The sequence below is a fragment of the Prescottella sp. R16 genome, from assembly GCF_030656875.1.
In the GTDB taxonomy this organism is placed as follows: domain Bacteria; phylum Actinomycetota; class Actinomycetes; order Mycobacteriales; family Mycobacteriaceae; genus Prescottella.
In genome coordinates this window covers 1624098-1646815 of sequence record NZ_CP130943.1, presented here as the reverse complement: position 1 = coordinate 1646815, position 22718 = coordinate 1624098, and the positions used below count along the sequence as shown (strand labels likewise).

Annotated in this window: 21 protein-coding genes and 1 tRNA gene; 3 read left to right on the top strand and 19 right to left on the bottom strand. The window is 68.6% G+C overall.

Annotated features, from left to right (window positions below):
- Positions 1-25: 25 nt before the first annotated feature.
- The 17 genes from atpA to argS form a co-directional block, all read right to left on the bottom strand.
- Positions 26-1669 (bottom strand): F0F1 ATP synthase subunit alpha, encoded by a 1644-nt coding sequence (gene atpA, locus Q5696_RS07750; protein WP_305094616.1) that lies wholly within the window; start codon positions 1667-1669, stop codon positions 26-28.
- A gap of 61 nt (positions 1670-1730) precedes the next feature.
- Positions 1731-2555: a F0F1 ATP synthase subunit delta gene (locus Q5696_RS07745; protein WP_305094615.1), complete on the bottom strand. Its 825-nt coding sequence runs from the start codon at positions 2553-2555 to the stop codon at positions 1731-1733.
- A 5-nt stretch (positions 2556-2560) separates the two neighbouring features.
- Positions 2561-3118, bottom strand: a complete 558-nt coding sequence (locus tag Q5696_RS07740) for a F0F1 ATP synthase subunit B (protein ID WP_305094614.1) — start codon at positions 3116-3118, stop codon at positions 2561-2563.
- Between the two features lie 9 nt (positions 3119-3127).
- A complete protein-coding gene (locus Q5696_RS07735) occupies positions 3128-3376 on the bottom strand; it encodes an ATP synthase F0 subunit C (protein WP_305094613.1) in 249 nt (82 codons plus the stop codon).
- A gap of 95 nt (positions 3377-3471) precedes the next feature.
- A complete protein-coding gene (atpB, locus tag Q5696_RS07730) occupies positions 3472-4263 on the bottom strand; it encodes a F0F1 ATP synthase subunit A (RefSeq protein WP_305095172.1) in 792 nt (263 codons plus the stop codon).
- 333 nt (positions 4264-4596) lie between these two features.
- Positions 4597-5061: a Cg1360 family ATP-synthase-associated protein gene (locus tag Q5696_RS07725; protein WP_305094612.1), complete on the bottom strand. Its 465-nt coding sequence runs from the start codon at positions 5059-5061 to the stop codon at positions 4597-4599.
- A gap of 79 nt (positions 5062-5140) precedes the next feature.
- Positions 5141-6310 (bottom strand): MraY family glycosyltransferase, encoded by a 1170-nt coding sequence (locus Q5696_RS07720; RefSeq protein WP_305095171.1) that lies wholly within the window; start codon positions 6308-6310, stop codon positions 5141-5143.
- Positions 6307-6969: an L-threonylcarbamoyladenylate synthase gene (locus Q5696_RS07715; protein WP_305094611.1), complete on the bottom strand. Its 663-nt coding sequence runs from the start codon at positions 6967-6969 to the stop codon at positions 6307-6309. The genes Q5696_RS07720 and Q5696_RS07715 overlap by 4 nt, the downstream gene beginning before the upstream one ends.
- A gap of 33 nt (positions 6970-7002) precedes the next feature.
- The gene (prmC, locus tag Q5696_RS07710) at positions 7003-7896 is read right to left on the bottom strand and encodes a peptide chain release factor N(5)-glutamine methyltransferase (protein WP_305094610.1); all 894 of its coding nucleotides are present in this window, start codon (positions 7894-7896) and stop codon (positions 7003-7005) included.
- A gap of 4 nt (positions 7897-7900) precedes the next feature.
- Positions 7901-8980, bottom strand: coding sequence for a peptide chain release factor 1 (gene prfA, locus Q5696_RS07705; protein WP_305094609.1), 1080 nt, complete (start codon positions 8978-8980; stop codon positions 7901-7903).
- A 160-nt stretch (positions 8981-9140) separates the two neighbouring features.
- Positions 9141-9374, bottom strand: a complete 234-nt coding sequence (rpmE, locus tag Q5696_RS07700) for a 50S ribosomal protein L31 (RefSeq protein WP_305094608.1) — start codon at positions 9372-9374, stop codon at positions 9141-9143.
- 161 nt (positions 9375-9535) lie between these two features.
- On the bottom strand, positions 9536-11557 hold the full coding sequence (gene rho / locus Q5696_RS07695; protein WP_305094607.1) for a transcription termination factor Rho: 2022 nt from the start codon (positions 11555-11557) through the stop codon (positions 9536-9538).
- A gap of 327 nt (positions 11558-11884) precedes the next feature.
- Entirely contained in the window at positions 11885-12817 is a 933-nt protein-coding gene (gene thrB, locus Q5696_RS07690) for a homoserine kinase (protein ID WP_305094606.1), read from the bottom strand.
- A gap of 35 nt (positions 12818-12852) precedes the next feature.
- Complete coding sequence (gene thrC / locus Q5696_RS07685) at positions 12853-13938, bottom strand: threonine synthase (protein ID WP_305094605.1); 1086 nt, start codon at positions 13936-13938, stop codon at positions 12853-12855.
- Positions 13935-15248 carry a homoserine dehydrogenase gene (locus tag Q5696_RS07680; protein ID WP_305094604.1) on the bottom strand — a complete coding sequence of 438 codons (1314 nt, stop codon included), beginning with the start codon at positions 15246-15248 and terminating at the stop codon, positions 13935-13937. Before Q5696_RS07680 ends, thrC begins: the two co-directional genes overlap by 4 nt.
- Positions 15245-16657, bottom strand: coding sequence for a diaminopimelate decarboxylase (gene lysA / locus Q5696_RS07675; protein ID WP_305094603.1), 1413 nt, complete (start codon positions 16655-16657; stop codon positions 15245-15247). Before lysA ends, Q5696_RS07680 begins: the two co-directional genes overlap by 4 nt.
- A complete protein-coding gene (gene argS / locus Q5696_RS07670) occupies positions 16654-18306 on the bottom strand; it encodes an arginine--tRNA ligase (protein WP_305094602.1) in 1653 nt (550 codons plus the stop codon). The genes lysA and argS overlap by 4 nt, the downstream gene beginning before the upstream one ends.
- A gap of 191 nt (positions 18307-18497) precedes the next feature.
- Between argS and Q5696_RS07665 the strand changes: the two genes are divergently transcribed.
- The 3 genes from Q5696_RS07665 (at position 18498) to Q5696_RS07655 (ending at position 20282) form a co-directional block, all read left to right on the top strand.
- A complete protein-coding gene (locus Q5696_RS07665; protein ID WP_305094601.1) occupies positions 18498-19373 on the top strand; it encodes a thioredoxin-like domain-containing protein in 876 nt (291 codons plus the stop codon).
- A 7-nt stretch (positions 19374-19380) separates the two neighbouring features.
- Complete coding sequence (locus Q5696_RS07660) at positions 19381-20106, top strand: DUF305 domain-containing protein (protein ID WP_305094600.1); 726 nt, start codon at positions 19381-19383, stop codon at positions 20104-20106.
- 103 nt (positions 20107-20209) lie between these two features.
- Positions 20210-20282: transfer RNA gene (locus Q5696_RS07655), tRNA-Arg, on the top strand.
- A gap of 77 nt (positions 20283-20359) precedes the next feature.
- Here Q5696_RS07655 and Q5696_RS07650 read toward each other — a convergent pair.
- Positions 20360-21625 carry a hypothetical protein gene (locus tag Q5696_RS07650; RefSeq protein ID WP_305094599.1) on the bottom strand — a complete coding sequence of 422 codons (1266 nt, stop codon included), beginning with the start codon at positions 21623-21625 and terminating at the stop codon, positions 20360-20362.
- An 18-nt stretch (positions 21626-21643) separates the two neighbouring features.
- On the bottom strand, positions 21644-22678 hold the full coding sequence (locus Q5696_RS07645; RefSeq protein ID WP_305094598.1) for a TIGR03617 family F420-dependent LLM class oxidoreductase: 1035 nt from the start codon (positions 22676-22678) through the stop codon (positions 21644-21646).
- Positions 22679-22718 lie beyond the last annotated feature (40 nt).

The window sequence follows — 22718 nt, the reverse complement described above, 5'->3', positions numbered from 1 at the left end:
TCACGCTGAGTCATGAGGACCACACTCACTTGCTGACAGTGGTGCGCTTGACGGTGACCTTCTCCTGGCCGACCGCGGCGGCGTCCAGAGCCTCGGCCTCGGCCTCGTTGACGACACGCTTGCCGTCCGAGGTGAGGAAGCCGGCCTTGAACTTGTCGGTGGCGGCGAACAGCGTCGTGATCGACGCGTCGTCCAGCGCCTTACCGCCCTTGATCTGCTCGTACACGGAAGCCGCGTTACGGTGCAGATCGTCGAGGAGCTCGGCCTCGAAGCGGCGGACGTCGTCCACCGGAACCGAGTCGAACACGCCTTCACCGGCGAGGTAGATCGAGACGATCTGATCCTCGACCGCGATCGGCGAGTACTGGTCCTGCTTGAGCAGCTCGACCAGACGCTGACCACGCTCGAGCTGCGCCTTCGACGCGGCGTCGAGGTCCGAGGCGAAGGCCGAGAAGGCTTCGAGCTCACGGAACTGGGCCAGCTCCAGACGCAGCGAACCGGACACCTTCTTCATGCCCTTGGTCTGCGCGGCGCCACCGACTCGGGACACCGAGATACCGACGTTGATCGCCGGGCGGATGCCCTTGTTGAACAGGTCGGACTCGAGGAAGACCTGGCCGTCGGTGATGGAGATGACGTTGGTCGGAATGTACGCCGAGACGTCGTTGGCCTTGGTCTCGACGATCGGCAGTGCCGTCAGCGAGCCGCCACCGAGCTCGTCGGACAGCTTCGCCGAACGCTCCAGCAGACGCGAGTGCAGGTAGAAGACGTCACCCGGGTAGGCCTCACGTCCCGGCGGGCGACGCAGCAGCAGCGAGATGGCGCGGTACGCCTCGGCCTGCTTGGTCAGGTCGTCGAACACGATGAGGACGTGCTTGCCCTGGTACATCCAGTGCTGGCCGATAGCGGAACCGGTGTAGGGCGCGAGCCACTTGAAGCCGGCCGAATCCGATGCCGGGGCAGCGACGATGGTGGTGTACTCCATCGCGCCCTGCTCCTCGAGAGCAGCCTTGACGCCCGCGATGGTCGAGCCCTTCTGGCCGATCGCGACGTAGATGCAGCGAACCTGCTGCTTCGGGTCGCCGGTCGCCCAGTTCGCCTTCTGGTTCAGGATGGCGTCCACGCAAACCGCGGTCTTGCCGGTCTTGCGGTCACCGATGACGAGCTGACGCTGGCCGCGGCCGATCGGGGTCATGGCGTCGATGGCCTTGATGCCGGTCTGCAGCGGCTCCTCGACGGGCTGACGCTCGAGCACCGTGGCGGCCTGCAGCTCGAGAGCGCGGGTCTCGGTGGTCTCGATGTCGCCGAGGCCATCGATCGGACGGCCCAGCGGGTCCACGACGCGGCCCAGGTAGCCGTCGCCGACCGGCACCGACAGAACGTCGCCGGTCCGCTTGACTTCCTGGCCCTCTTCGATGTGCTCGTAGTCACCCAGGATGACGGCGCCGATCTCGGTCGCCTCCAGGTTCAGGGCCACACCGAGCACTCCGCCCGGGAACTCCAGCAGCTCGTTGGCCATCGCCGACGGCAGGCCGGTGATGTGAGCAATGCCGTCGCTGGTGTCGGACACCACGCCGACCTCCTCGCGGGAGGCCTCCGGTGAGTAGCTCGCGGTGTAGTTCTCGATCGCGCTACGGATCTCGTCGGAGGAGATCGTCAGCTCCGCCATGTTTTTCCTGCTCTCGGTATCTGGTCTTCGAAAAGATCGGGAGTATGTGTTCGGTCGTCGGCTACTTGAAGGTCTTGCGCAGGGCAGCGAGGCGACCGGCCGCGCTCCCGTCGATGACCTCGTGGCCAACCCGCACGACCATGCCGGCGAGGAGATCGGGCTCGATCTCCAAGTGCACGGTGACGGGCTTTCCGTAGGTGCGAGTGAGCGTCGCGGTGAGCCGGTCGACCTGCTCGCTCGACAGCGCCGAAGCACTGCGGACGTGAGCGACAGCCTTGTCTCGCTGAGCCGCGGCCAGTGTCGACAGCTCGTCGAACGCATCCGCCGGGGCACCCTTCAGGCGTCCGACAGCCTGGACGGCCAGGGCCTCCGTGATCGCGGTGACCTTGCCGTACAGCAGCTTCGACAGCAGCTCACGCACACCGGCGGCCGGCATCGAACGATCCGACAGGACCTGCTCCAGCTGCGGGTTGCCGGCAACGATGCGACCGAGGCGGAAGAGCTCGTCCTCGACCGCGTCGCTCTGGTTCTGGTCGGCCGCAGCCCGAAGCAGGGACTCACGTCCGAGCGTGACCAGGGAGTTCAGCAGGTCTGCCGAGGACGACCAGTCCTGGCCCGCGGCGGCCTCGAGGGCCGTCAGCGCCTCGGCGCCGACCTTCCCCGAGAACACACCGCGGACCAGGGACTGACGACCAGCGGCAGGTGAGGAAGTGTCGGCGAGCGCACTGCGGAGAGTGCGCTGGCCGTCGAGCACCTCGACCACCGAGAACAGCTCGGATCCGGCCTGCGCCGCAGCCGCGGTGGCCGCGCCGGGGGAAACGGAATCCAACGCCGCGGTGAGCGCAGCACGGGTCTGCGTCAGGGCTTCACGGCTCGCTGCGTACATGGTGCTCACTTTCCTGCTGCGGAATCGGCGCTGACAGCGTCCAGCTCGTTGAGGAAGCGATCGATCGTTCCGGCGCGCTTGACGTCGTCGGCGAGCGACTCTCCGATGACCTTCTCGGCCAGGTCGACCGCGGTCTTACCGAGGTCGGACCGCAGCTCGGTCACGATCTGCTGACGCTGAGCTGCCAGCTGACTGTGACCGGCGGCGACGATACGGTCGCTCTCCTCCTGAGCCTGCGCCTTCATCTCGGCGATGATCTGCTGGCCCTGAGTGCGTGCGTCCTCGCGTATCTTCGCGGCCTCGGAACGAGCTTCGGCGAGCTGCGCACGGTACTGCTCCAGCGCTGCCTGAGCCTCGTCCTGCGCTGCCTCGGCACGCGCTAGACCGCCCTCGATCTTCTCGGTGCGCTCGTCGAGTACCCGCTGCGCCATAGGGAGAACGAATTTCCAGAAGACGAACGCGACGACAGCCAGGGCGACGATCGACCAGACAATGTCGTATACCGCAGGGATGAGCGGATTCTGCTCTTCAGCTGCGAGTAGTTCGATAGTTGCTGCTGCCATGACGATGTCTTAGAAAATGAAGCCGGCAACGAGGCCGATCAGGGCGAGGGCCTCGGTGAAGGCGATACCGAGGAACATGGTGGTCCGGATCTGGCCGGCCATCTCGGGCTGGCGAGCCATGCTCTCCATTGCCTTGCCGACGAGGATACCGATGCCGATGCCGGGGCCGATCGCGGCGAGACCGAAGCCGATGGCACCGTATCCCTTGACCGTGTTGGTGGTCTCGACGGCTTCCTGTGCCAGGTACGCGAGGCTCATGTTGGTATTTCCCTTTCGTTTGGCCACGCCCGGGGTCGGTGCGGGGCTCAGTTCTCGGTGGAGCCGGCTCGGGGAACCGGCCGGTCGAAAGTGGTCTAGTGCGAATCCGCGTGCAGCGACGTCTCGATGTAGACCGCGGTCAGCAGCGCGAAGACGTAGGCCTGCAGGAAGATCACAAGCAGTTCGAAGAAGGTGAAGGCGACGGCCGCCGCGACGGAGGCGACGCCGAACACCGCGGTGAAGTTCCCGGCCTCGAAGAAGAAGTACCAGGCCGACCCGAAGAACAGCACCAGCAGGATGTGACCCGCGAGCATGTTCGCCATGAGACGGACCATCAACGTGAACGGGCGGAGAATGAAGGTCGAGATGAACTCGATCGGGATCAGCAGGACGTGCAGGGCCGGCGGCACGTTGGGAACCACGATGCTGCTCTTGAAGTACTTGAAGAATCCGTACTTCTTGATACCGACATAGAGGAACGTCACCCACGCGAAGAGCGCCAGCACCATCGGCATCGCGATTCGACCGTTGGACGAGATGTTCATGAACGGGACGATGGCCGAGAAGTTCGTCGCGACGACCGCGAAGAAGATCGTGGCGATCACCGGCAGGAACCGGCGGCCCTGTTCCTTGCCCAGGATCTCTTCCGCAATATTGATGCGCACGAAGTCGATAGCCAGCTCGGCGACGTTCTGGACGCCCCGCGGCACGAACTTGGGGCTCCGGAGCGCCACCACGAAGAACAGCAGCAGCACGGCGCACATGATCAGCCGGAGCATGACCAGTCGATCGATTTCGAACGGGGTGCCACCGAACAGAATGGCAGGCGGGTTGAAGTCGGCCAGGGTCGGCGGTGTGTAACCCTCAGCCGTGAATGTGACGCTCAGCGGTCTCTCCCGTAGTCGGTCCGCAGTCGGTGACGACCTGCGGTTCGATCGGACAGTGGTGTTTCGATCGGACGGTGATGATCTACTACCTGACGAGATCGACCTCGCGAATCGCCAGCTTCCTCCCGAGGGACTAGCTGTCGGCGTCGGTTCTCGTCGACTCGGCGGCTGCGCGGAGCTTCCGCCTGCAAATCACAGGGGCGATGATCCCACATCGGAACCTCGCCTGGTTGTGCTCGCTTGGACGGAACTTTATCAAGACATCTACGACAGTGCGTAGATGGGGGGGTACGAGTAGGTGAGCTCCGCCATCCTCCACTACCCGCTGTCGTACTACACCCCGCGTTCCTGGGCGTTCTCGCCGCTTTCCGGCGTCGTGGCGGCGGGTTCCACGTACAGCATCTTGCTTCCCATCACTCCCCAGGTCTCGGCACCCAGCACGAGCACCAGCGCCCCGATCATCACCGTGACGAGCACCGGTCGACTGTAGAAGTCGAGCGGATTGAGCAGACCGAGCACGATCAGCATGATCACCATCTTGATCAGCCAGCCGCCCAACAAGATCGCGGCCGCGGTGAGAGACGGCAACTTCGCGGTGGCAAGGACCGTGAGCGCGGTGACGAGGATGAATCCCCCGCCGACGGCGGCACCGATCAGTGCACCCCACACGCCCGGAAGGCCCGCGGCGATACCACCGATCACCACACCGACCACGGCCAGCGCGACGAGGCCGAGGGCCCCGAATCGAACCGCACGTCGCAACGCAGCGGTGGAACCACCCGGAACGGATGTGGTCATAGCGGAATCCGAATCTGTGGACGTCACGACATCCAAGGGTAACGGACACGGAATCGGCCCTCCGGAACTCCCGGTCGGATCACCCGCCGCGGCGTGCACGCCCCTGCTGGGTGCGCAGGGCCGGCACTGCCGTGACCACCAGCGCGAACACCAGGCCACCGGCGACGAGGAGCACCACGACGCGCCGATCCATGACGGCGGATCCGACGGCGCCGAACGCGAGCACCGCGACCCACAGATAGATCAGGAGCACGACCCGCCGGTGCGAATGTCCGATCTGCAGCAACCGGTGATGCAGGTGCATCTTGTCCGGACTGAACGGGCTCACCCCGGCTCGCGTCCGGCGCACGATCGCGAGCAACAGATCGAGAATCGGAATGAACATCACCGCACACACGAGCAGAACCGGGGACAGCAGACCCATCAGGTCACGGGACCCGTACGCGCTCGGACTGATCCGCCCCGACGCACTCGTCGACACCGCGGCCAGCGTCAGCCCGATCAGCATCGACCCCGAATCGCCCATGAAAATCCGGGCCGGCTGGAAATTGTGCGGCAGAAAGCCCAGGCAGGCACCGGCCAGTGCGGCCGCGATCATCGCGGGCGGGTAGGCGTTCACGTCGCCGCCCTGATCGTGCAACAGACCGACCGAGAACGCGCAGATCGCGAGCGACGCGATCAGTCCCAGTCCGGCCGCGAGACCGTCGAGTCCGTCGACGAAGTTCATCGCGTTGATCGTCACCACCGCGACCGCGACGGTGACGAGCCCGGCCTGCAACTGGTCGAGGATCACGGTCGTGCCGTCGAAGGGCTGATAGATGATGTACCAGCTCAGTCCCATCACGACCAGGATCCCGGACGCGGTGACCTGACCGACGAACTTGGTGAGGGCGTCGAGGCCCCAGCGGTCGTCGACGAAGCCGACCAGCACGATCACAGCACCGGCGACCAGCACGGCGTTGATGTCGTCGGAGAACTCGAAGCCCCGGGTCAGGGCCGGCAGCTGGCCGGCGAACAGCAGCGCGACGAGCATGCCGACGTACATGCCGACGCCGCCGAGTCGCGGGATCGGCTCCACGTGCACGTCCCGATCGCGGGGAATCGCCACCGCGCCGAACCGGATGGCGCACCACCGAACCAGACCGGTACCGAGATAGGTGACCACCGCCGCGGTGAGCAGCACCAGCAGCAGTTCACGCAGCGGCACACCCGCGCCGTTACCGGACTGGGCGAGGGCCAGCACGGTCAGCGGCCCTCAGCCAACAGGCTCTCGGCCGGCACCCCGAGCACGTCGGCGACGTCCCCGGTCGCCACGGCGCCCTCGCGCAGGATTCGCGGCTCGTCGCCGGTGAGGTCGACGATCGTCGACGCGACCGCATGCGTCGCGGTGCCACCGTCGAGGTACACGCTCGCCGCACCGCCGAGCTGGTCGCGGGCCTCGTCGACGGTCGTGGCGGGCGGGCGTCCCGAGACGTTGGCGCTCGAGACCGCCATCGGCCCGATCTCGCGGAGCAGTTCGAGGGCGACGGGATGCAGCGGCATCCGCAACATCACGGTGCCGCGGCTGTCCCCGAGATCCCACGCGAGCGACGGCGCCTGCTGCACCACGACACTCAGACCGCCCGGCCAGAACGCCTTGATCAGGTCACGTGCCTGCGGGCGCACCGAGTAGACGAGGCCGTCGATCGTGTTCCACGATCCGACGAGGACCGGGACCGGCATGTCGCGGCCGCGACCCTTGGCACGCAGGAGGCTCGCGACGGCGTCACCGTCGAACGCGTCGGCGCCCAGTCCGTACACCGTGTCGGTGGGGAGGACGACGAGGCGACCGGCCTTGAGTGCGTTCTTGGCCGCGGTCAGTCCGGCTTCACGGTTGCCGGGGTCCTTGCAGTCGTAGACAGTGCTCACATCCTCATCCTTTCACTCGCCGCACGACAGCTTTCATCGCGCCGCCTCGACCTCCGTCGCGACGCGCTGCGCGACGACGAACCGGGGTCGGCCCGCGAGATCCGGACGTTCGGCGACGTTACCGAAGACGCGGCGCGCGCGGAACAGCTCCGCGACCTGTCCCCCGTTGGTGTCGTCGTGTTCGACGCCGACGACGCCGCCGATCCGCAGCCACCGGGCGATGTTGTTGATCATCGGTTTGACGACGGACAGCCCGTCGGGTCCCCCGAACAGTGCGGTGTGCGGATCGTGGTCGGCCACTTCGGGTTCGAGGACCGCGTCCTCGGGAATGTAGGGCGGGTTGGAGACGACGAGGTCGACGCCGCCTTCGAGTTCGGTGAGCAGCGCCCGATCGGTGACGTCGCCCTGTACGAGCCGGATCGGGGTGTCACCGGCGTCCCGTCGCAGGTCGGCGTTCCGCCGCGCCCACGCGAGCGCACTCGGTTCGCGTTCGACCGCGTGCACGACGGCGTTCGGACGGGCCTGGGCGATCGCGAGGGCGAGAGCGCCGCTGCCGGTGCACAGGTCCAGAACCACCGGCGAGCGTGCCCCGAGCCGGTCGAGGTAGTCCAGCGCCCATTCGAGCAGGAGTTCGGTCTCGGGCCGGGGCACGAACACCCCGGGCCCGACGACCAGGTCGAGTCTGCCGAGCGATGCGGTTCCGGTGATGTGCTGCAACGGAATTCGCTGCGCCCGTCGCGACACGAGGGCCCGGTACTCCTCGACGACCTCGGGGTCGACGAGCGGGACCAGACCGAGCCGGGTGCGTTCGACACCGAGCAGATGCGCGGCGAGAAGTTCCGCGTCGACCCGCGCCGACGCCACCCCCGCCCGTTCGAGTTCGCCGGCCGCCTCGATGATCGCGAGGCGCAGCGGCTGTCGGCTCACCGGTTCACTCCGCAGCGAGACGCGCGTCGCGGTCGGCCTGACCGAGCGCATCGAGGAGCGCACCCATCTCGCCGTCGAGGACGGCGTCGAGGTTGTGCGCCTTGAAACCGATGCGGTGGTCGGTGATCCGGTTCTCCGGGAAGTTGTAGGTGCGGATGCGCTCGGAGCGGTCGACCGTGCGGATCTGGTTCTGCCGTCCGGCTGCTGCCTCGGCGTCCGCGGCCTCCTCCGCCGCCGCCTGCAACCGCGCCGCGAGCACCTGCATCGCGCGGGCTTTGTTCTGCAGCTGCGAACGCTCGTTCTGGCACGTGACGACGATGCCGGTCGGTAGGTGGGTGAGCCGGACCGCGGAGTCGGTGGTGTTGACGCCCTGCCCGCCCTTGCCGGACGACCGGTAGACGTCGACACGCAGATCCGACTCGTCGATCTGCACCTCCTCGATCTCCTCCGGCTCCGGGTAGACGAGCACACCGGCAGCCGACGTGTGGACGCGTCCCTGCGATTCGGTCACCGGGACTCGCTGGACGCGGTGCACGCCGCCCTCGAACTTCAGCCGCGCCCAGACACCGTCCCGGGCATCGCCCTTCGACTTGATCGAAATGGTGGCGTCCTTGTAGCCACCGAGGTCGGAGACGGTGGCGTCGAGGACCTCCACCCGCCAGCCGGCGTGCTCGGCGTACCGGACGTACATGCGGGCCAGGTCGGACGCGAACAGTGCCGACTCCTCGCCGCCCTCACCGGACTTGAGTTCGAGCACGACGTCGTCGCCGTCGTGCGGATCGCGCGGCGCCAGCAGGTCGGTGAGCGTCTTGTCGAGTTCGTCGACGGTCTCCTCGAGGGCCGGGACCTCCGAGGCGAATGCGGCATCGTCCGCCGCCAGTTCCCGGGCGGCCTCGAGATCCTCGCGGGCGGCCTGGAGCTTGGTGTACGTCGCCATGACGGGGGCGAGCTCGGCGAACCGTTTGCCCGCCTTGCGGGCCGCGGCCGCATCGTTGTGCAACGCCGGATCGGCGAGCTGCTGCTCGAGACCCGCATACTCGGCCAGGATGTCGTCGATCGCCGACGGCTGCGTCGTCCCTGCCATGGTTGGCTCCTGCTCTCCGCGTTTCGCGCACTTGTCGATGTGAATCTGCCCCACGGGCCGCGAAAAGTGCGCACAACGCGGGAAGGGGCGGGACAGCAGTGGTACCGGAAAACGGCCGACGCCCGGCCTGCGAGTGCAGGACCGGGCGTCGGCAGGGCAGCTACTGCTCGGCAGCGGCCTTCTTCGGGGCACGCTTGCCGTAGCGAGCCTCGAAGCGGGCAACGCGTCCGCCCGTGTCGAGGATCTTCTGCTTGCCCGTGTAGAACGGGTGGCACTGCGAGCAGACCTCGACGGTGATACGTCCGCTGGCCGCGGTGCTGTGGGTCTCGAACGTGTTGCCGCAACCGCACACGACGGTGGTTGCAACGTATTCGGGGTGGATTCCAGCCTTCATGGTGTCCCTTTCGATGGTCGCCGGGTCGGCCTCGCCGTTCGAGGTCGTGAACCGGAACCGGACATTGTTGTCACGCGGTCGAACATTTTGCCAGATCGACGACGCGTTCTCCTAAACAGTCCGGCCGACGAGATGATTCCCGCCGGCCGGACGGCCGGATGTCAGTCCTCGAGTGCCCCGGGCGCGGTCTTGGCGACCTGCATGAGGAACTCGACGTTGCTCTTGGACTTCTTGAGCCGGTCGACGAGCAGGTCGATCGCCTGGTGCGTGTCCAGACCGGACAGGACGCGCCGCAGCTTGTGCACGACGGCGAACTCGTCCGGGCTCATCAGGAGCTCGTCCTTACGGGTACTCGACAGGTTGACGTCGACAGCCGGGAACACCCGACGCTCGGCGATCTTGCGGTCGAGCTTGAGCTCGGCATTGCCGGTGCCCTTGAACTCCTCGAAGATCACGGTGTCGCCGGTGGAACCGGTCTCCACCAGGGCGGAGGCGATGATCGTCAGCGAGCCGCCGTTCTCGATGTTGCGGGCCGCACCGAGGAACCGCTTCGGCGGGTACAGCGCCGTCGAGTCGACACCACCGGACAGGATGCGTCCCGACGCCGGTGAGCTGTTGTTGTACGCGCGACCCAGACGGGTGATCGAGTCGAGCAGCACGACGACGTCGCGGCCCGCCTCGACGAGACGCTTGGCCCGCTCGATGGCGAGCTCGGCGACCGACGTGTGGTCGGCCGGCGGGCGGTCGAACGTCGAGGCGATGACCTCGCCGTTCACCGACCGCTGCATGTCGGTGACCTCTTCCGGACGCTCGTCGACGAGGACGACCATCAGGTAGCACTCGGGGTTGTTCACCGAGATCGCGTTCGCGATGTCCTGCAGGACCGTGGTCTTACCGGCCTTCGGCGGCGACACGATCAGGGCGCGCTGTCCCTTGCCGATCGGCATGACCAGATCGATGACGCGGGTCGTCAGGATGTTCGGCGTCGTCTCGAGACGCAGCCGCTGGTTCGGGTACAGCGGGGTGAGCTTGTTGAACTCGGGGCGCTTGCGGGCGGCCTCCGGCTCGTGCCCGTTGACGGTGTCCAGACGCACCAGCGGGTTGAACTTCTGCCGCTGGTTGCTCTGCTCGCCGTCCCGTGGAACCCGCACCGCACCGGTGATCGCGTCACCGCGGCGCAGGCCGTTCTTGCGGACGAGGTTCATCGACACGTACACGTCGTTCGGGCCGGCCAGGTAGCCGGACGTCCGCACGAACGCGTAGTTGTCGAGGACGTCGAGGATGCCGGCGACAGGCTGCAGGACGTCGTCCTCGCGGATCTCGGGCTCCCGGCCCTCCCCGCCTTCGCCACGGTCGCGTCCACGGCGACGTTCCCGGAACCGGCGACCGCGGCGGCCGCGACCACCCTCGTCGTCGTCACCGTCACGGCGCTCGCCGCGGCTTCCGTCGCGCGGGCCGTTTCCGCCCTGGCCGCGGTCACCCTGGCTGCGATCCCCGCGCTCGCCGCGATCCCCGCGCTCGCCCTGACCACGACGGCCGCCGCGATCGTCGGACTGCTGGTCCTTGGCGTCCTTGCCCTGGTCCTTGGCGTCCCGGCCCTCGCCCTGCTTGGGCTCGCCGTCGGTGCGGGTCTCGGTCCGCGGCTCGGTTTTGGCCTCGCCGTCGGTGTCGGTCGCCTCACTCGGCTGCTCGGTCTGCTGCTCGGGGGCACCGGAGCGCCGCGACGAACCGCGACGCTGCCGGGTACGGCGCGGCGCCTGCTCGGCGTCCGAACCGTCGGTGCCGGTCTCGGCGGCAGGTGCGGCAGGCTGTTCCGTTCGAGGCTCCTGGCGGGGCTCCGGCTCGGCGGCCGGCGCCGGCGCGGCGGCCGGCGCGGGTGCGGTCTTCGCGGCCGGTGCCGCGCTACCACCACCCTGGCGCTCCTTGATGGCGGCGATCAGGTCGCCCTTACGCATTCCGGACGTGCCCTTGATCCCGAGTTCACCCGCGAGTGTGCGCAGCTCGGCCAGCACCATCCCGGAGAGGCCGGTGCCGCGGCGGGCATCGGCACGCTTGGTCGACGCGGTGACCGCGCCTTCACGCGCTGTGGCGTCGGAGGTCTGTGAAGAAGCGCCCGCCCCGGCACCCGCGGCCGCTGCCGGGGACTCGGGAACAGGCGTGGCAATCAGGTCCGTATCGGTCACGGAGGTCCTTTCCTTCCCTCGCCCGCGCTGCGCAGAGCCGAGGGTTCGTCCCGCAATTCAGTTGACTGAACTCGGATGTGCCGTATCCGCTGGATGGAATTGCGGCTTGTCCCCCATCACATCGCCAGAGAAGGCGGGTGCTGTCTGTCGATCAGCGCAAGCAAGAGAACCACGCGAGGATCGTGCCAGGTATCCCCCGAAGAAAAGGAGTGATCGCCCTGGTGAAGCACCGGCGACTGAAGCGCACGATGAACGGACACGCCCAGGATAGCTGCCGATGCCTGTGTCGGCAAGAACCGGCGAGTAACCCATCCTGGGCGTGTTCCGTCAGTGCACCTGGACGCCGTCCGCGACCTCGAGTTCGAGGACCCGTAGGCCCTCCTGCTCCGCCTCTGCCACCAGTTCGGCCGGGATCGGCCGATCCGACAGCGCCAGGACCGTCGGCCCCGCACCCGACACCGTCGCGGCGATGCCGGCGGCACGCAGTTTCGCGATCCACCGGGTGGTCAGCGGCAGCGCCGATGCCCGCTGCGACTGGTGCAGCCGGTCCTCGGTGGCGGCCATCAGTAGATCTGGCCGCTCGGCGAGCGCGACGACGGCGAGCGCGCCGCGGCTGACGTTGAACGCGGCGTCCCGGTGCGGGACCGTGTCCGGCAACAGTCCACGAGTCAGCGCGGTCGACGACCGCTCGGACGGGACGAGCGCGGTCACCCGCACGCTCTGGTGCACCGGCAGGCGTACCGCGCGATAGTGGATGCGCGACGCGTCGTCGGGATCGGTTTCGCTCCACGAGACGATCGCCCCGCCGAGGACACTGGCCGACGCATTGTCGGGGTGCCCCTCGAACTCGGACGACAGCTGCACCAGCTGGTCGTCGGTCAGCGCCAGCTCCGGGGCGGCCTTGCGGGCCAGGCCGTTCGCGGCGGCGAGGCCACCGACCGCGGCCGACGCCGACGAGCCGAGGCCACGGGAGTGCGGAATCACGTTCCGGCACACCACGTCCAGGCCTTCCGCCCACAGTCCGGCAGCCTCGAGCCCCCGCTCGATGGCACGGACGACGAGGTGGGACGGCCCCCACGGCACGTCGTCCGCGCCCTCACCCTCCACGCGGACGGTGAGACCCGAATTCGTGGTCGTGACGGTGATCTCGTCGTACAGGCCGAGAGCGAGACCGAGCGAGTCGAAACCCGGGCCGAGGTTCGCGCTCGACGCGGGCACCCGCGCGGTCACCGTGAGTCCGGTGGGAAGCGTCTGTGTCATCGCCTGGTTCACTGCCGTGCCGGGACCCGCGGCCACTACGCCAACTCGAGCGCGGCCGCGACGGCGACCGGGTCGACCGGAATCGGCTGCACGGCAGGCATACCCGCGAGAGCCGTGTCGGGGTCCTTGAGACCGTTGCCGGTGACGGTGCACACGACGGTCAGCCCCGAATCCAGCCAGCCTTCCTTCTTGGCGGCGAGCAGGCCCGCGACACTGGCCGCGGAGGCAGGCTCGACGAACACGCCCTCGGTGGCGGCGATGAGCCGGTAGGCCTCGAGGATCTCCTCGTCGGTGGCGGCACGGAACGCGCCGTTCGACTCCTCCTTCGCGGCCACCGCGCCGTCCCACGACGCGGGTGCGCCGATCCGGATGGCGGTCGCGATGGTCTCCGGATCCTTGACGGGGGCGCCGTGGACCAGCGGGGCCGCACCGGCTGCCTGGACACCGAGCATGCGCGGGCGGACCGAGGTGATGCCGTCGGCGAAGTACTCGGAGTAGCCACGCCAGTAGGCGGTGATGTTGCCGGCGTTACCGACGGGCAGGGCGTGCACGTCGGGGGCCTTGCCGAGCGCGTCGCAGATCTCGAACGCGGCGGTCTTCTGGCCCTCGATGCGCACCGGGTTGACCGAGTTGACCAGGCCGATCGTCGGGAACTCGGACGTGGTCTTGCGGGCGAGTTCGAGGCAGTCGTCGAAGTTGCCCTGCACCTGGATGATCCGCGCGCCGTGCATGACGGCCTGGGCCAGCTTGCCCATCGCGATCTTGCCCTGCGGGACGAGCACCGCACAGCCCATCTTTGCCTTGGCGGCGTAGGCGGCCGCGGACGCGGACGTGTTGCCGGTCGACGCGCACAGCACGGCCTGCTGGCCGCGGGCGAGCGCGTCGGTGACGGCCATCGTCATGCCACGGTCCTTGAAGGAGCCGGTGGGGTTGAGGCCCTCGACCTTGAGGTAGACGTCGCAGCCGGTGAGCTCGGACAGGTGACCGGCCGGCAGCAGCGGGGTGCCACCCTCCCGCAGCGTGACGGTCTTCCAGTTCTCGCCGATCGCGAGGCGGTCACGGTACGCCTCGATCAATCCGGGCCACGGGGTGTGGACGGCCTGGTGGGGAGCGGCGGTCATTCGGCGGTACCTTCCAGTCGGAGCACGCTGGTCACAGCGGTTACTGATTCGAGTTCGGCAAGTGCGGCAACGGTTTCCGCGAGCGCGGAATCGGTCGCGAGATGAGTGACGACGACCAGTCGGGCCCCGTCACCGGCACCCTCCTGGCGCACGGTGGAGATGCTCACGCCCCGCGTGGAGAACTCGGCGGCGACCGCTGCGAGCACACCGGCGCGATCCGCGACCTGCATGTTGACGTAGTAGCGGGTCGGGATGTCGCCCATCGGTGCGATGCCGAGCTTCGCGTACCGGGACTCGCGCGGTCCGCGACCGCCCTGGACCCGGTTACGGGACGCCATGACGACGTCGCCCATGACGGCGGACGCGGTGGGGGCACCACCGGCGCCCTGACCGTAGAACATCAGACGTCCGGCGTTCGCGGATTCGACGACCACCGCGTTGTAGGCGCCGTTGACGCCGGCCAGCGGGTGCTTGCGCGGAACCAGCGCCGGGTAGACGCGGGCGGAGACGCGTTCGCCGCCGTCGGCATCCACGATGCGCTCGCAGATCGACAGCAGCTTGATCGTGCAGTCGAGCGACTTGGCGGCATCGAGATCGTCCGCGGTGATCTTCGAGATGCCCTCACGGTAGACGTCGCCGGCGGTGACGCGGGTGTGGAACGCGATGGACGCGAGGATCGCGGCCTTCGAGGCGGCGTCGAAGCCCTCGACGTCCGCGGTCGGATCGGCCTCGGCGTACCCGAGTCGGCCCGCCTCGGCGAGCGTGTCCGCGTAGTCGGCACCGGTCTCGTCCATCGCGGACAGGATGAAGTTGGTGGTGCCGTTGACGATGCCGAGCACGCGATCGACCCGGTCACCGGCGAGGGACTGCGTCAGCGGCCGGATCACCGGGATCGCGCCCGCGACGGCCGCTTCGAAGTACAGGTCCACGTTCTGCCGCTCGGCGGCCTCGGCGAGTTCCCCGGTGTACTCCGCGAGGAGCGCCTTGTTCGCCGTCACCACGGACTTGCCCGCGTTGAGCGCCGCGAGCACCAGCGTGCGCGGCAGCTCGATACCGCCGATGACCTCCACGACGACGTCGACGTCGTCGCGGGTCACCAGTGCTTCGGCATCGGTCGTGAGCAGTTCCGGCGCCACGCCGCGGTCGCCGTCGATGCGGCGCACCGCGACACCGCGCAACTCCAGTCGTGCGCCGACTCGGGCCTCGAGGTCCGACGAGTGCTCCCGGATGATCCGAGCCACCTCGCTGCCCACGGTCCCGAGGCCGAGAACAGCCACCCCGATGGCGCGCTGCGCCGATTCGTTGGTCACTCCGTAACCTCCAAGCTGAGCAGATCTTCCACAGTTTCCCTACGCAAGATTAGGCGGGCGTCGCCGTCGCGCACCGCCACCACCGCAGGACGGCCGAGCAGGTTGTACCGGCTCGACATCGAGTAGCAGTATGCGCCGGTCGACGCGACCGCGAGCAAGTCTCCCGGGCCGAGATCGTCCGGCATCCAGGCGTCCCGGATCACGATGTCACCGCTCTCGCAGTGTTTGCCGACGACACGCGCGACGACCGGCTGCGCGGTGCTGTCCCGCGACACCAGACGCGCATCGTATTCGGCCTGGTACAGCGACGTCCGGATGTTGTCGCTCATGCCGCCGTCGACGCTGATGTAGCGGCGGGTGGCGTCGCCGTCGAGGTGGACGTCCTTGACGGTGCCCACCTCGTACAGCGTGACGGTGCCGGGCCCGGCGATCGCACGGCCGGGTTCGACCATGAGGGTGGGCACGGGCAGGTTCGCGGCCGCGGATTCGGTGGCCACGATGTGCGCGAGCTTGGCCGCGAGTTCGTCGACCGGCGGCGGATTGTCGCTCGGCAGGTACGAGATGCCGAGGCCACCACCGAGATCGACGATGGTCAGCTGCTCGGCACCGAACCGGTCGACGATCTCCCGGATGAGACGGATCACGCGGTGCGCGGCCAGCTCGAAACCGTCGACCTCGAAGATCTGCGAGCCGATATGGCTGTGCAGGCCGACGAGGCGCAGATTCTCCGCGGCGAGTACGCGGGCTGCAGCCTCCATGGCCTTGCCACCGGACAGCGAGAATCCGAACTTCTGATCCTCGTGGGCGGTCGCGATGAACTCGTGGGTGTGTGCCTCGACACCGACCGTGACCCGGATCAGGACGTCCTGCACGACGCCGTGACGGGCCGCGACCTCGTCGAGCCGGTCGATCTCGATCATCGAGTCGATCACGATGTGCCCGACCCCGGCGGCAACGGCGGTCTCGAGTTCGGCGACGGACTTGTTGTTGCCGTGCATCGTGATCCGCCCGGCCGGGAACCCGGCGTGCAGGGCGACGGCCAGTTCGCCGCCGGACGCGACGTCCATGGACAGTCCCTCGTCGCGCACCCAGCGAGCGATCTCCGCGGACAGGAACGCCTTCGACGCGTAGTGGACGCGGTCGGCGCCGCCGAACGCGGCCGCCATTTCACGGCAACGGGACCGGAAGTCGTCCTCGTCGACGACGAACAGCGGGGTGCCGAAGCGTTCCGCGAGGTCGGTGACCGGGACGCCGGCGAGGGTGACGACACCGTCGGCGCCACGGGCGGCGTTACGCGGCCACACGTGCGGCGGCAGCGTCGTCATCTCCGACGGGTTGTCCGGGCGCGACGGCAGTCCGGGGGCGTGTGGGATCTCGGCGTGCCGGGGGCCGGCGGGGTGCGCGTTCACATCCGCTCCGGTGCGCTGACGCCGAGCAGTGCGAGACCGTTGGCGAGGACCTGACGCGACGCGTCGCACAGGGCGAGGCGGGCGGTGTGCAGCTCACCGGCCTCCTCGTCGCCCTGCGGCAGGATGCGGCAGGCGTCGTAGAAGCGGTGGTAAGTGCCGGCCAGCTCCTCGAGGTAGCGGGCGATGCGGTGCGGCTCGCGCAGCTCGGCGGCCTTCGCGACGACGCGCGGGTACTCGCCGATGGTGCGGATCAGGTCGCCCTCGCGGTCGTGGGTGAGCAGGCCCAGGTTCGGGTTCTCGGCACTCAGGCCCAGGTCGGTGGCGTTGCGGGCGATCGAGCACAGGCGGGCGTGCGCGTACTGCACGTAGTACACCGGGTTCTCGTTGGTGGTGCTCGCCCACAGTTCGAGATCGATGTCGATGCTCTGGTCCACCGACGAGCGCACCAGCGAGTAGCGGGCGGCGTCGACGCCGATCGCCTCGACCAGGTCGTCGAGGGTGATGACGGTACCGGCCCGCTTGCTCATCTTCACCGCGACACCGCCGCGGACCAGATTGACCATCTGGCCGATCATGACCTCGACGGTGTCCGGGTCGTCGCCGAACGCGGCCGCGGCGGCCTTGAGGCGTCCGATGTAGCCGTGGTGGTCGGCGCCGAGCATGTAGATGCACAGGTCGAAGCCGCGCGAGCGCTTGTCCTGGAAGTACGCGATGTCGCCGGCGATGTAGGCAGCGTCACCGTCGGACTTGATGACGACCCGGTCCTTGTCGTCGCCGTAGTCGGTGCTCTTGAGCCACCATGCGCCGTCCTCGTGGTACAGGTTGCCCGAGCCCTTGAGGGTTTCGACGGCCTTCTCCACCGCACCGGACTCGAACAGCGAGTTCTCGTGGAAGTAGACGTCGAAGTCGACGCCGAACTCGTGCAGCGTGCGCTTGATGTGCTCGAACATCAGCTCGACACCGGCCGACCGGAACGCCTCACGGCGCTCGTCCTCGGGCAGTTCGAGCGCGTTCGGCGCCTGCTTCAGAACCTGGGCGGCGATGTCCTCGATGTACGCGCCGGCGTAACCGTCCTCGGGGGCCGGCTCGCCCAGCGCGGCCGCGACCAGCGAGTTGCTGAACCGGTCGATCTGCCGTCCGTGGTCGTTGAAGTAGTACTCGCGGGTGACGTCCGCGCCCTGCGTGGACAGGATCCGGCCGAGGGCGTCGCCGACGGCCGCCCAGCGGGTGCCACCGAGGTGGATGGGGCCGGTCGGGTTCGCGGACACGAACTCGAGGTTGACCCGCTTACCGGCCAGTGCGTCGCCGCTGCCGTACGCGGCGCCCGCCTCGAGCGCCTTGGCGACGATCGCGCCCTGCGCGTCCGCGGCCAGCCGGATGTTGATGAATCCGGGGCCCGCGACGTCGGTCGAGTCGATACCGTCCGCGGCGGCCAGGGCCTCGGCGAGCCAGGTCGCGAGTTCACGCGGATTGGCGCCGGCCTTCTTGGCGACCTGCATCGCCACATTGGTGGCGTAGTCCCCGTGTTCGGGGTTTCGGGGACGCTCGACCGTCAGTGTCGCGGGCAGTACGGACACGTCGAGTCCGTGCTCGGCGAGCACTTTCGCGGCGGTCCCTCGGAGCAGTTCGGCAAGGTCGGCTGGAGTCACAGGAGTCAATCCTATTGGGTGTGGCGTCGTGCCGGATCACCAGTGCCGATCAGCAGGACCACGGTCCCCTCACTGCCCCGTTGCAGGCTTGACGAGGATTCTCTCAGGGTCGAACCGTACAGTGGTGTGGCCCGCGAGGCCCATACTCCTCGAGGGCGCCCTTGTCCAATCACCGAAAGAGCACTCACCAGATGCCCAGCGGTTCGGAAAAACGTGGTCCCGGCAACAAGAACTCCGGGGCGAAGTCGGCCAAGGCCATCAAGGCCGCCCGGAAGAAGCAGGGCGGGGTGCCCGCGTCCACGCGTGCCGGCGCGCCGAAGCAGATTCCGTGGATGACGATCGGCGCCGTCGTCGCTGTCCTCGCCCTGATCACGGTCCTCGCGATCAACATCGTGCCGAAGTACCGGGACCAGCAGGCGGTGGCGAGGTTCACCCCGTCGGAGTCGAACCAGGATCCGTCGTCCGACATCGACGGCGTCGTGAAGATCGACTACCCGGCCGGTGTGCACGTGACGCCGGACCAGCGCGTCGCCTACGACCAGAGCCCGCCGTTCGGCGGACCGCACGATGCCGTGTGGGCCACCTGCATGGGCACGGTCTACCCGGACCCGATCCGCACCGAGAACGCGGTTCATTCGCTCGAGCACGGCGCCATCTGGATCGCGTACAACCCGGACAAGGTCGACGACGCGCAGCGGCAGCAGCTCGAGGAGCGGGCGAGCGTGCGGGACGGCTACATGCTGATGTCGCCGTACCCGGGCCTCGATGCCCCGATCGCGCTGCAGTCGTGGGGCCACCAGTTGAAGGTGGACAGCGCCGACGACGAACGCATCGACCAGTTCATCAAGTCGCTGCGCCTCAACCGGTACGCCTACCCCGAGGTCGGTGCGAGCTGCTCGACGATCCCCGGCTCGTTCGATCCGGCGAACCCGCCGCCGTTCGACGCGACCGCCCCGGGCCCGGACGCCGTCCCGATGGACGGCGGCGACATCACCCCCGACCCGAACGAGGTCGGTGGCGCCGGGCTGCCCATGCCGCAGGCCCCGGCCACCGGCGGAAACGGCTGACGCGGCGATGACGACTCCCGACACGACGGCTCCCGAATCGGCGTCGAATCGGCGTAGCCAGCGGACCGCGCTGACCGTGATCGGCCTGATCGGGGTCCTGGCGATCGGAGTCGCACTCGGCTTCCTGGTGCGTCTCCCCCTCGGCGGCCCCACCATGCCCGTTCCGTCCGCGGACTCGGTGGACGTCGGCTTCGCGCAGGACATGACGGTGCACCACAACCAGGCCGTCGACATGGCGACGATCGCGCTGACGAAGTCCGACGACCAGGCCGTGAAGAATCTCGCGTACGACATCCTCACCTCGCAGCAGAACCAGGTGGGACAGATGCAGGGCTGGCTGGCGCTGTGGGACAAGGCCCCGATGCCGACCGACGGCTACATGGCGTGGATGACCGAAACCGACGGACACGGCGGCCACGGTGGGCACGGCGCGTCGATGTCGCCGGATGCCACCCCGGCGTCCGGCGGCGGCGCGATGCCGGGCATGGCGTCCCCGCGGGAGATGGCGGCACTCGGGCAGGCGACGGGCCAGGAACTGGACGTGATGTTCCTGCAGCTGATGCTGCGGCACCACCAGGGCGGCCTGCCGATGATGGAGTACGGGGCGCAATACGCGGACGTCGCCACGGTCCGCAATCTCGCCGGGAAGATGGTGGAGACGCAGCAGGGTGAGTCGGATCTCATGACGGGCATGCTTGCCGAGCGCGGCGCGGCCCCACTGCCGATGAACTGAGCCCGGAGGACGCGAAAAACCCCGATCTACCAGGCGATGTGGATGATCACGGAGAATGCGCTACGCTAACTCCGCCCACTGGCACACCGGATAACTCCGGTGCGCCCCCGTAGCTCAGGGGATAGAGCGTTCGCCTCCGGAGCGAAAGGCCGCAGGTTCGAATCCTGCCGGGGGCACACGGAAGGCCCCACTCTCACCAGAGAGTGGGGCCTTCGGCCTTTTCCAGGCATGCCGCCACGGAACCGCCTGTCTCTCAGCGACTTCCGGCGCGCAGGTCCAGTCCCCACGCGCCGACACCGCACACGACGATCACGGCGACCGCGACACCGACCGCAGAGGCCGGGACCGCGTCGATCCCCCGCAACAGCGGCATCGGCTGGTAGTCCGCATACCGCGCCTCGGCTCCCCATGCTGCCGCCGCGGCGCCGGGAACCGCAAGCGTGAACGGCAACGTCAGTCCGACGGTCGCGGCCGGCGCCGACGACGGCAGGCACGCGCCCACCACGTAGCCGGCTGCAGCCGGAAGCACGAACGAGAATGCGGCCGCGGGAACCGCCGTCCACGACTCCTCCCCCACCAACAGGTCGGCAGCCGCCACCGCCGCCAGCAAGACGAATCCGGCAGTCGGCACCGGGAATCGCAGGCCCACGACGAGACCGGCGACCAACAACACCGCGGAGGCGATCAGGGCCCATGTTTCTCCGGTCGGCGTCCCCAGCGCCGCAGCCACCACCGCGGTTGCCGCGAGCAGGATGCGTCCGTCCCGTCCGGGAAGTCGCCATGCGATCGCCACCACGGCGACAACGGCGACCGCCACGTATCCGAGCCACGCCACCGGCTGCGCCCTCGTGTCCACCAGGATCCAGTGTGCGGCGAACACCGCGACCGGCAGCACCAGAGCAGCGGCGACGATCCGCGAATCTACCCGCACGGTCCAGGATGTCCGCCGGTCGAGCAGCGCCCAGAGGACCACCAGGGCCGCGGCCAGGGCCATCAGCCACACCGGCACGAGCGTCGACGGTTCCCACCGCACCAGCGATGTCAGCGGCGTGTAGGCGGTCCACCCGAAGTCCGCCGTGTGGACCCGTCCGGCCTCGACGCCTTCGGTGAGCAGGAAAGCGGCGAGCATCCCCCCGGCCAGGCCCGCCTGCGTTTCCGTATATCGAGCCGACAATGGTGCCACCGCACCCAGGACCAGTCCGGCGGCCACTGCGTTCGAGTACAGAAGCACCACCGGCTCCGACGGGTAGTCGATCGTGCCGGGCAGCACGAGCAGGAGCAGACCCGCCGCCGCGACCATCGTGGTGAGCGTGATCGACCGGCGCCGGGTCAGCGCGACCGTCACGGCGACCGCCGACAGCGCGGCGACCGCCGTCCCGGCACCGCCCGCCGACAGCGCCTCAGGGAGGGCACTGTCCACCCTCGGCCCGGCCGGCAGCGGCGACCACAGCACCCGTCCGGCGGCCACTCCGCACAGCAGGGCCGCGACGATGCCCACGACACGAGCGAGACGGGCCACTTGTGCACCTCTTCCGGTCTACCTGTCCTGCAACTCGGCGACGACGTCGGCGACGAGCCGATCGTGGCCCGGATTCTCCGGCAATGCGAGGGTCACTCCGGGAGACACGCCGTGGGCGCGGAGCGGTTCGACGCGTTCACCGATGGCCTGGGCGAGCCGGTCGTAGCGGGCGGTGGGCACGAGACCGGCGAGGACGTCGTCGGTGACGGTGTCCGGCAGCCGGTCCCAGCGGTTCTCGCGGACCAGGTCGGCGAGCGTCTCCTGCAGGTGCGGGTGCCCGTGCCGGTCGAGGGCCCCGCGGTAGGCGGGAGTGGAGTACAGGAACGCGAAGAGTCGGCGTCGTCGTTCGCGTTCGGCGGCGACGTCGTCGTCGGTGGCGCCGGTGATCACCTGCAGGCCGGCGACCACCTCGAACGTGTCGAGGGGCCGGGATCGGGCCCCGGTGCGCAGGGCGGGCAGGCATGCGTCGACGAGGTAGCCGGTGTCGCTGTTGGTGGGGTGGGTGATCAACCCGTCGGCGGTCTCCCCCGCGACCTCGCACATGCGCCGGCCGACGCCACCGAGGTAGACAGGTGGCACCAGCGTGTCGGTGTCCGGTCCGGGATTGAAGTAGGGCTGCATGCGGGTGAACCGGTAGTGCTCCCCCACCTCCGGGACGAGTTCGCCGCTGCGGAACGTCGCGAACACCGCGCGCACCACCCGGACGTACTCGCGCATGCGCGGTGCGGGCGCCGACCAGTCCATCGCGTACCGCTGTTCGATGTTCTGCCGGATCTGGCTGCCGAGGCCCAACTGGAAGCGGCCACCGGACATCTTCGACAGGTCCCACGCGGTGTAGGCGACCGCGACCGGGCTGCGGACGAACGCGAGCGCCACCGAGGTGCGAACCACGATCCTTTCGGTCGCCTGCAGGGCCGCCATCGCGAGGAGGAACGGATCGTGCACGGTTTCGGAAACGTGCAGGCCGTCGTACCCGGCGGCCTCGGCGCGGCGGGCCGCGGCGGCGACCGTCGCCATGTCGGCGGCAGCATCGGTTCCTGTGTAGACCTTCATGGGGTTCGTTTCTACTCGGCCGGTAGCCGTTACCATCGCT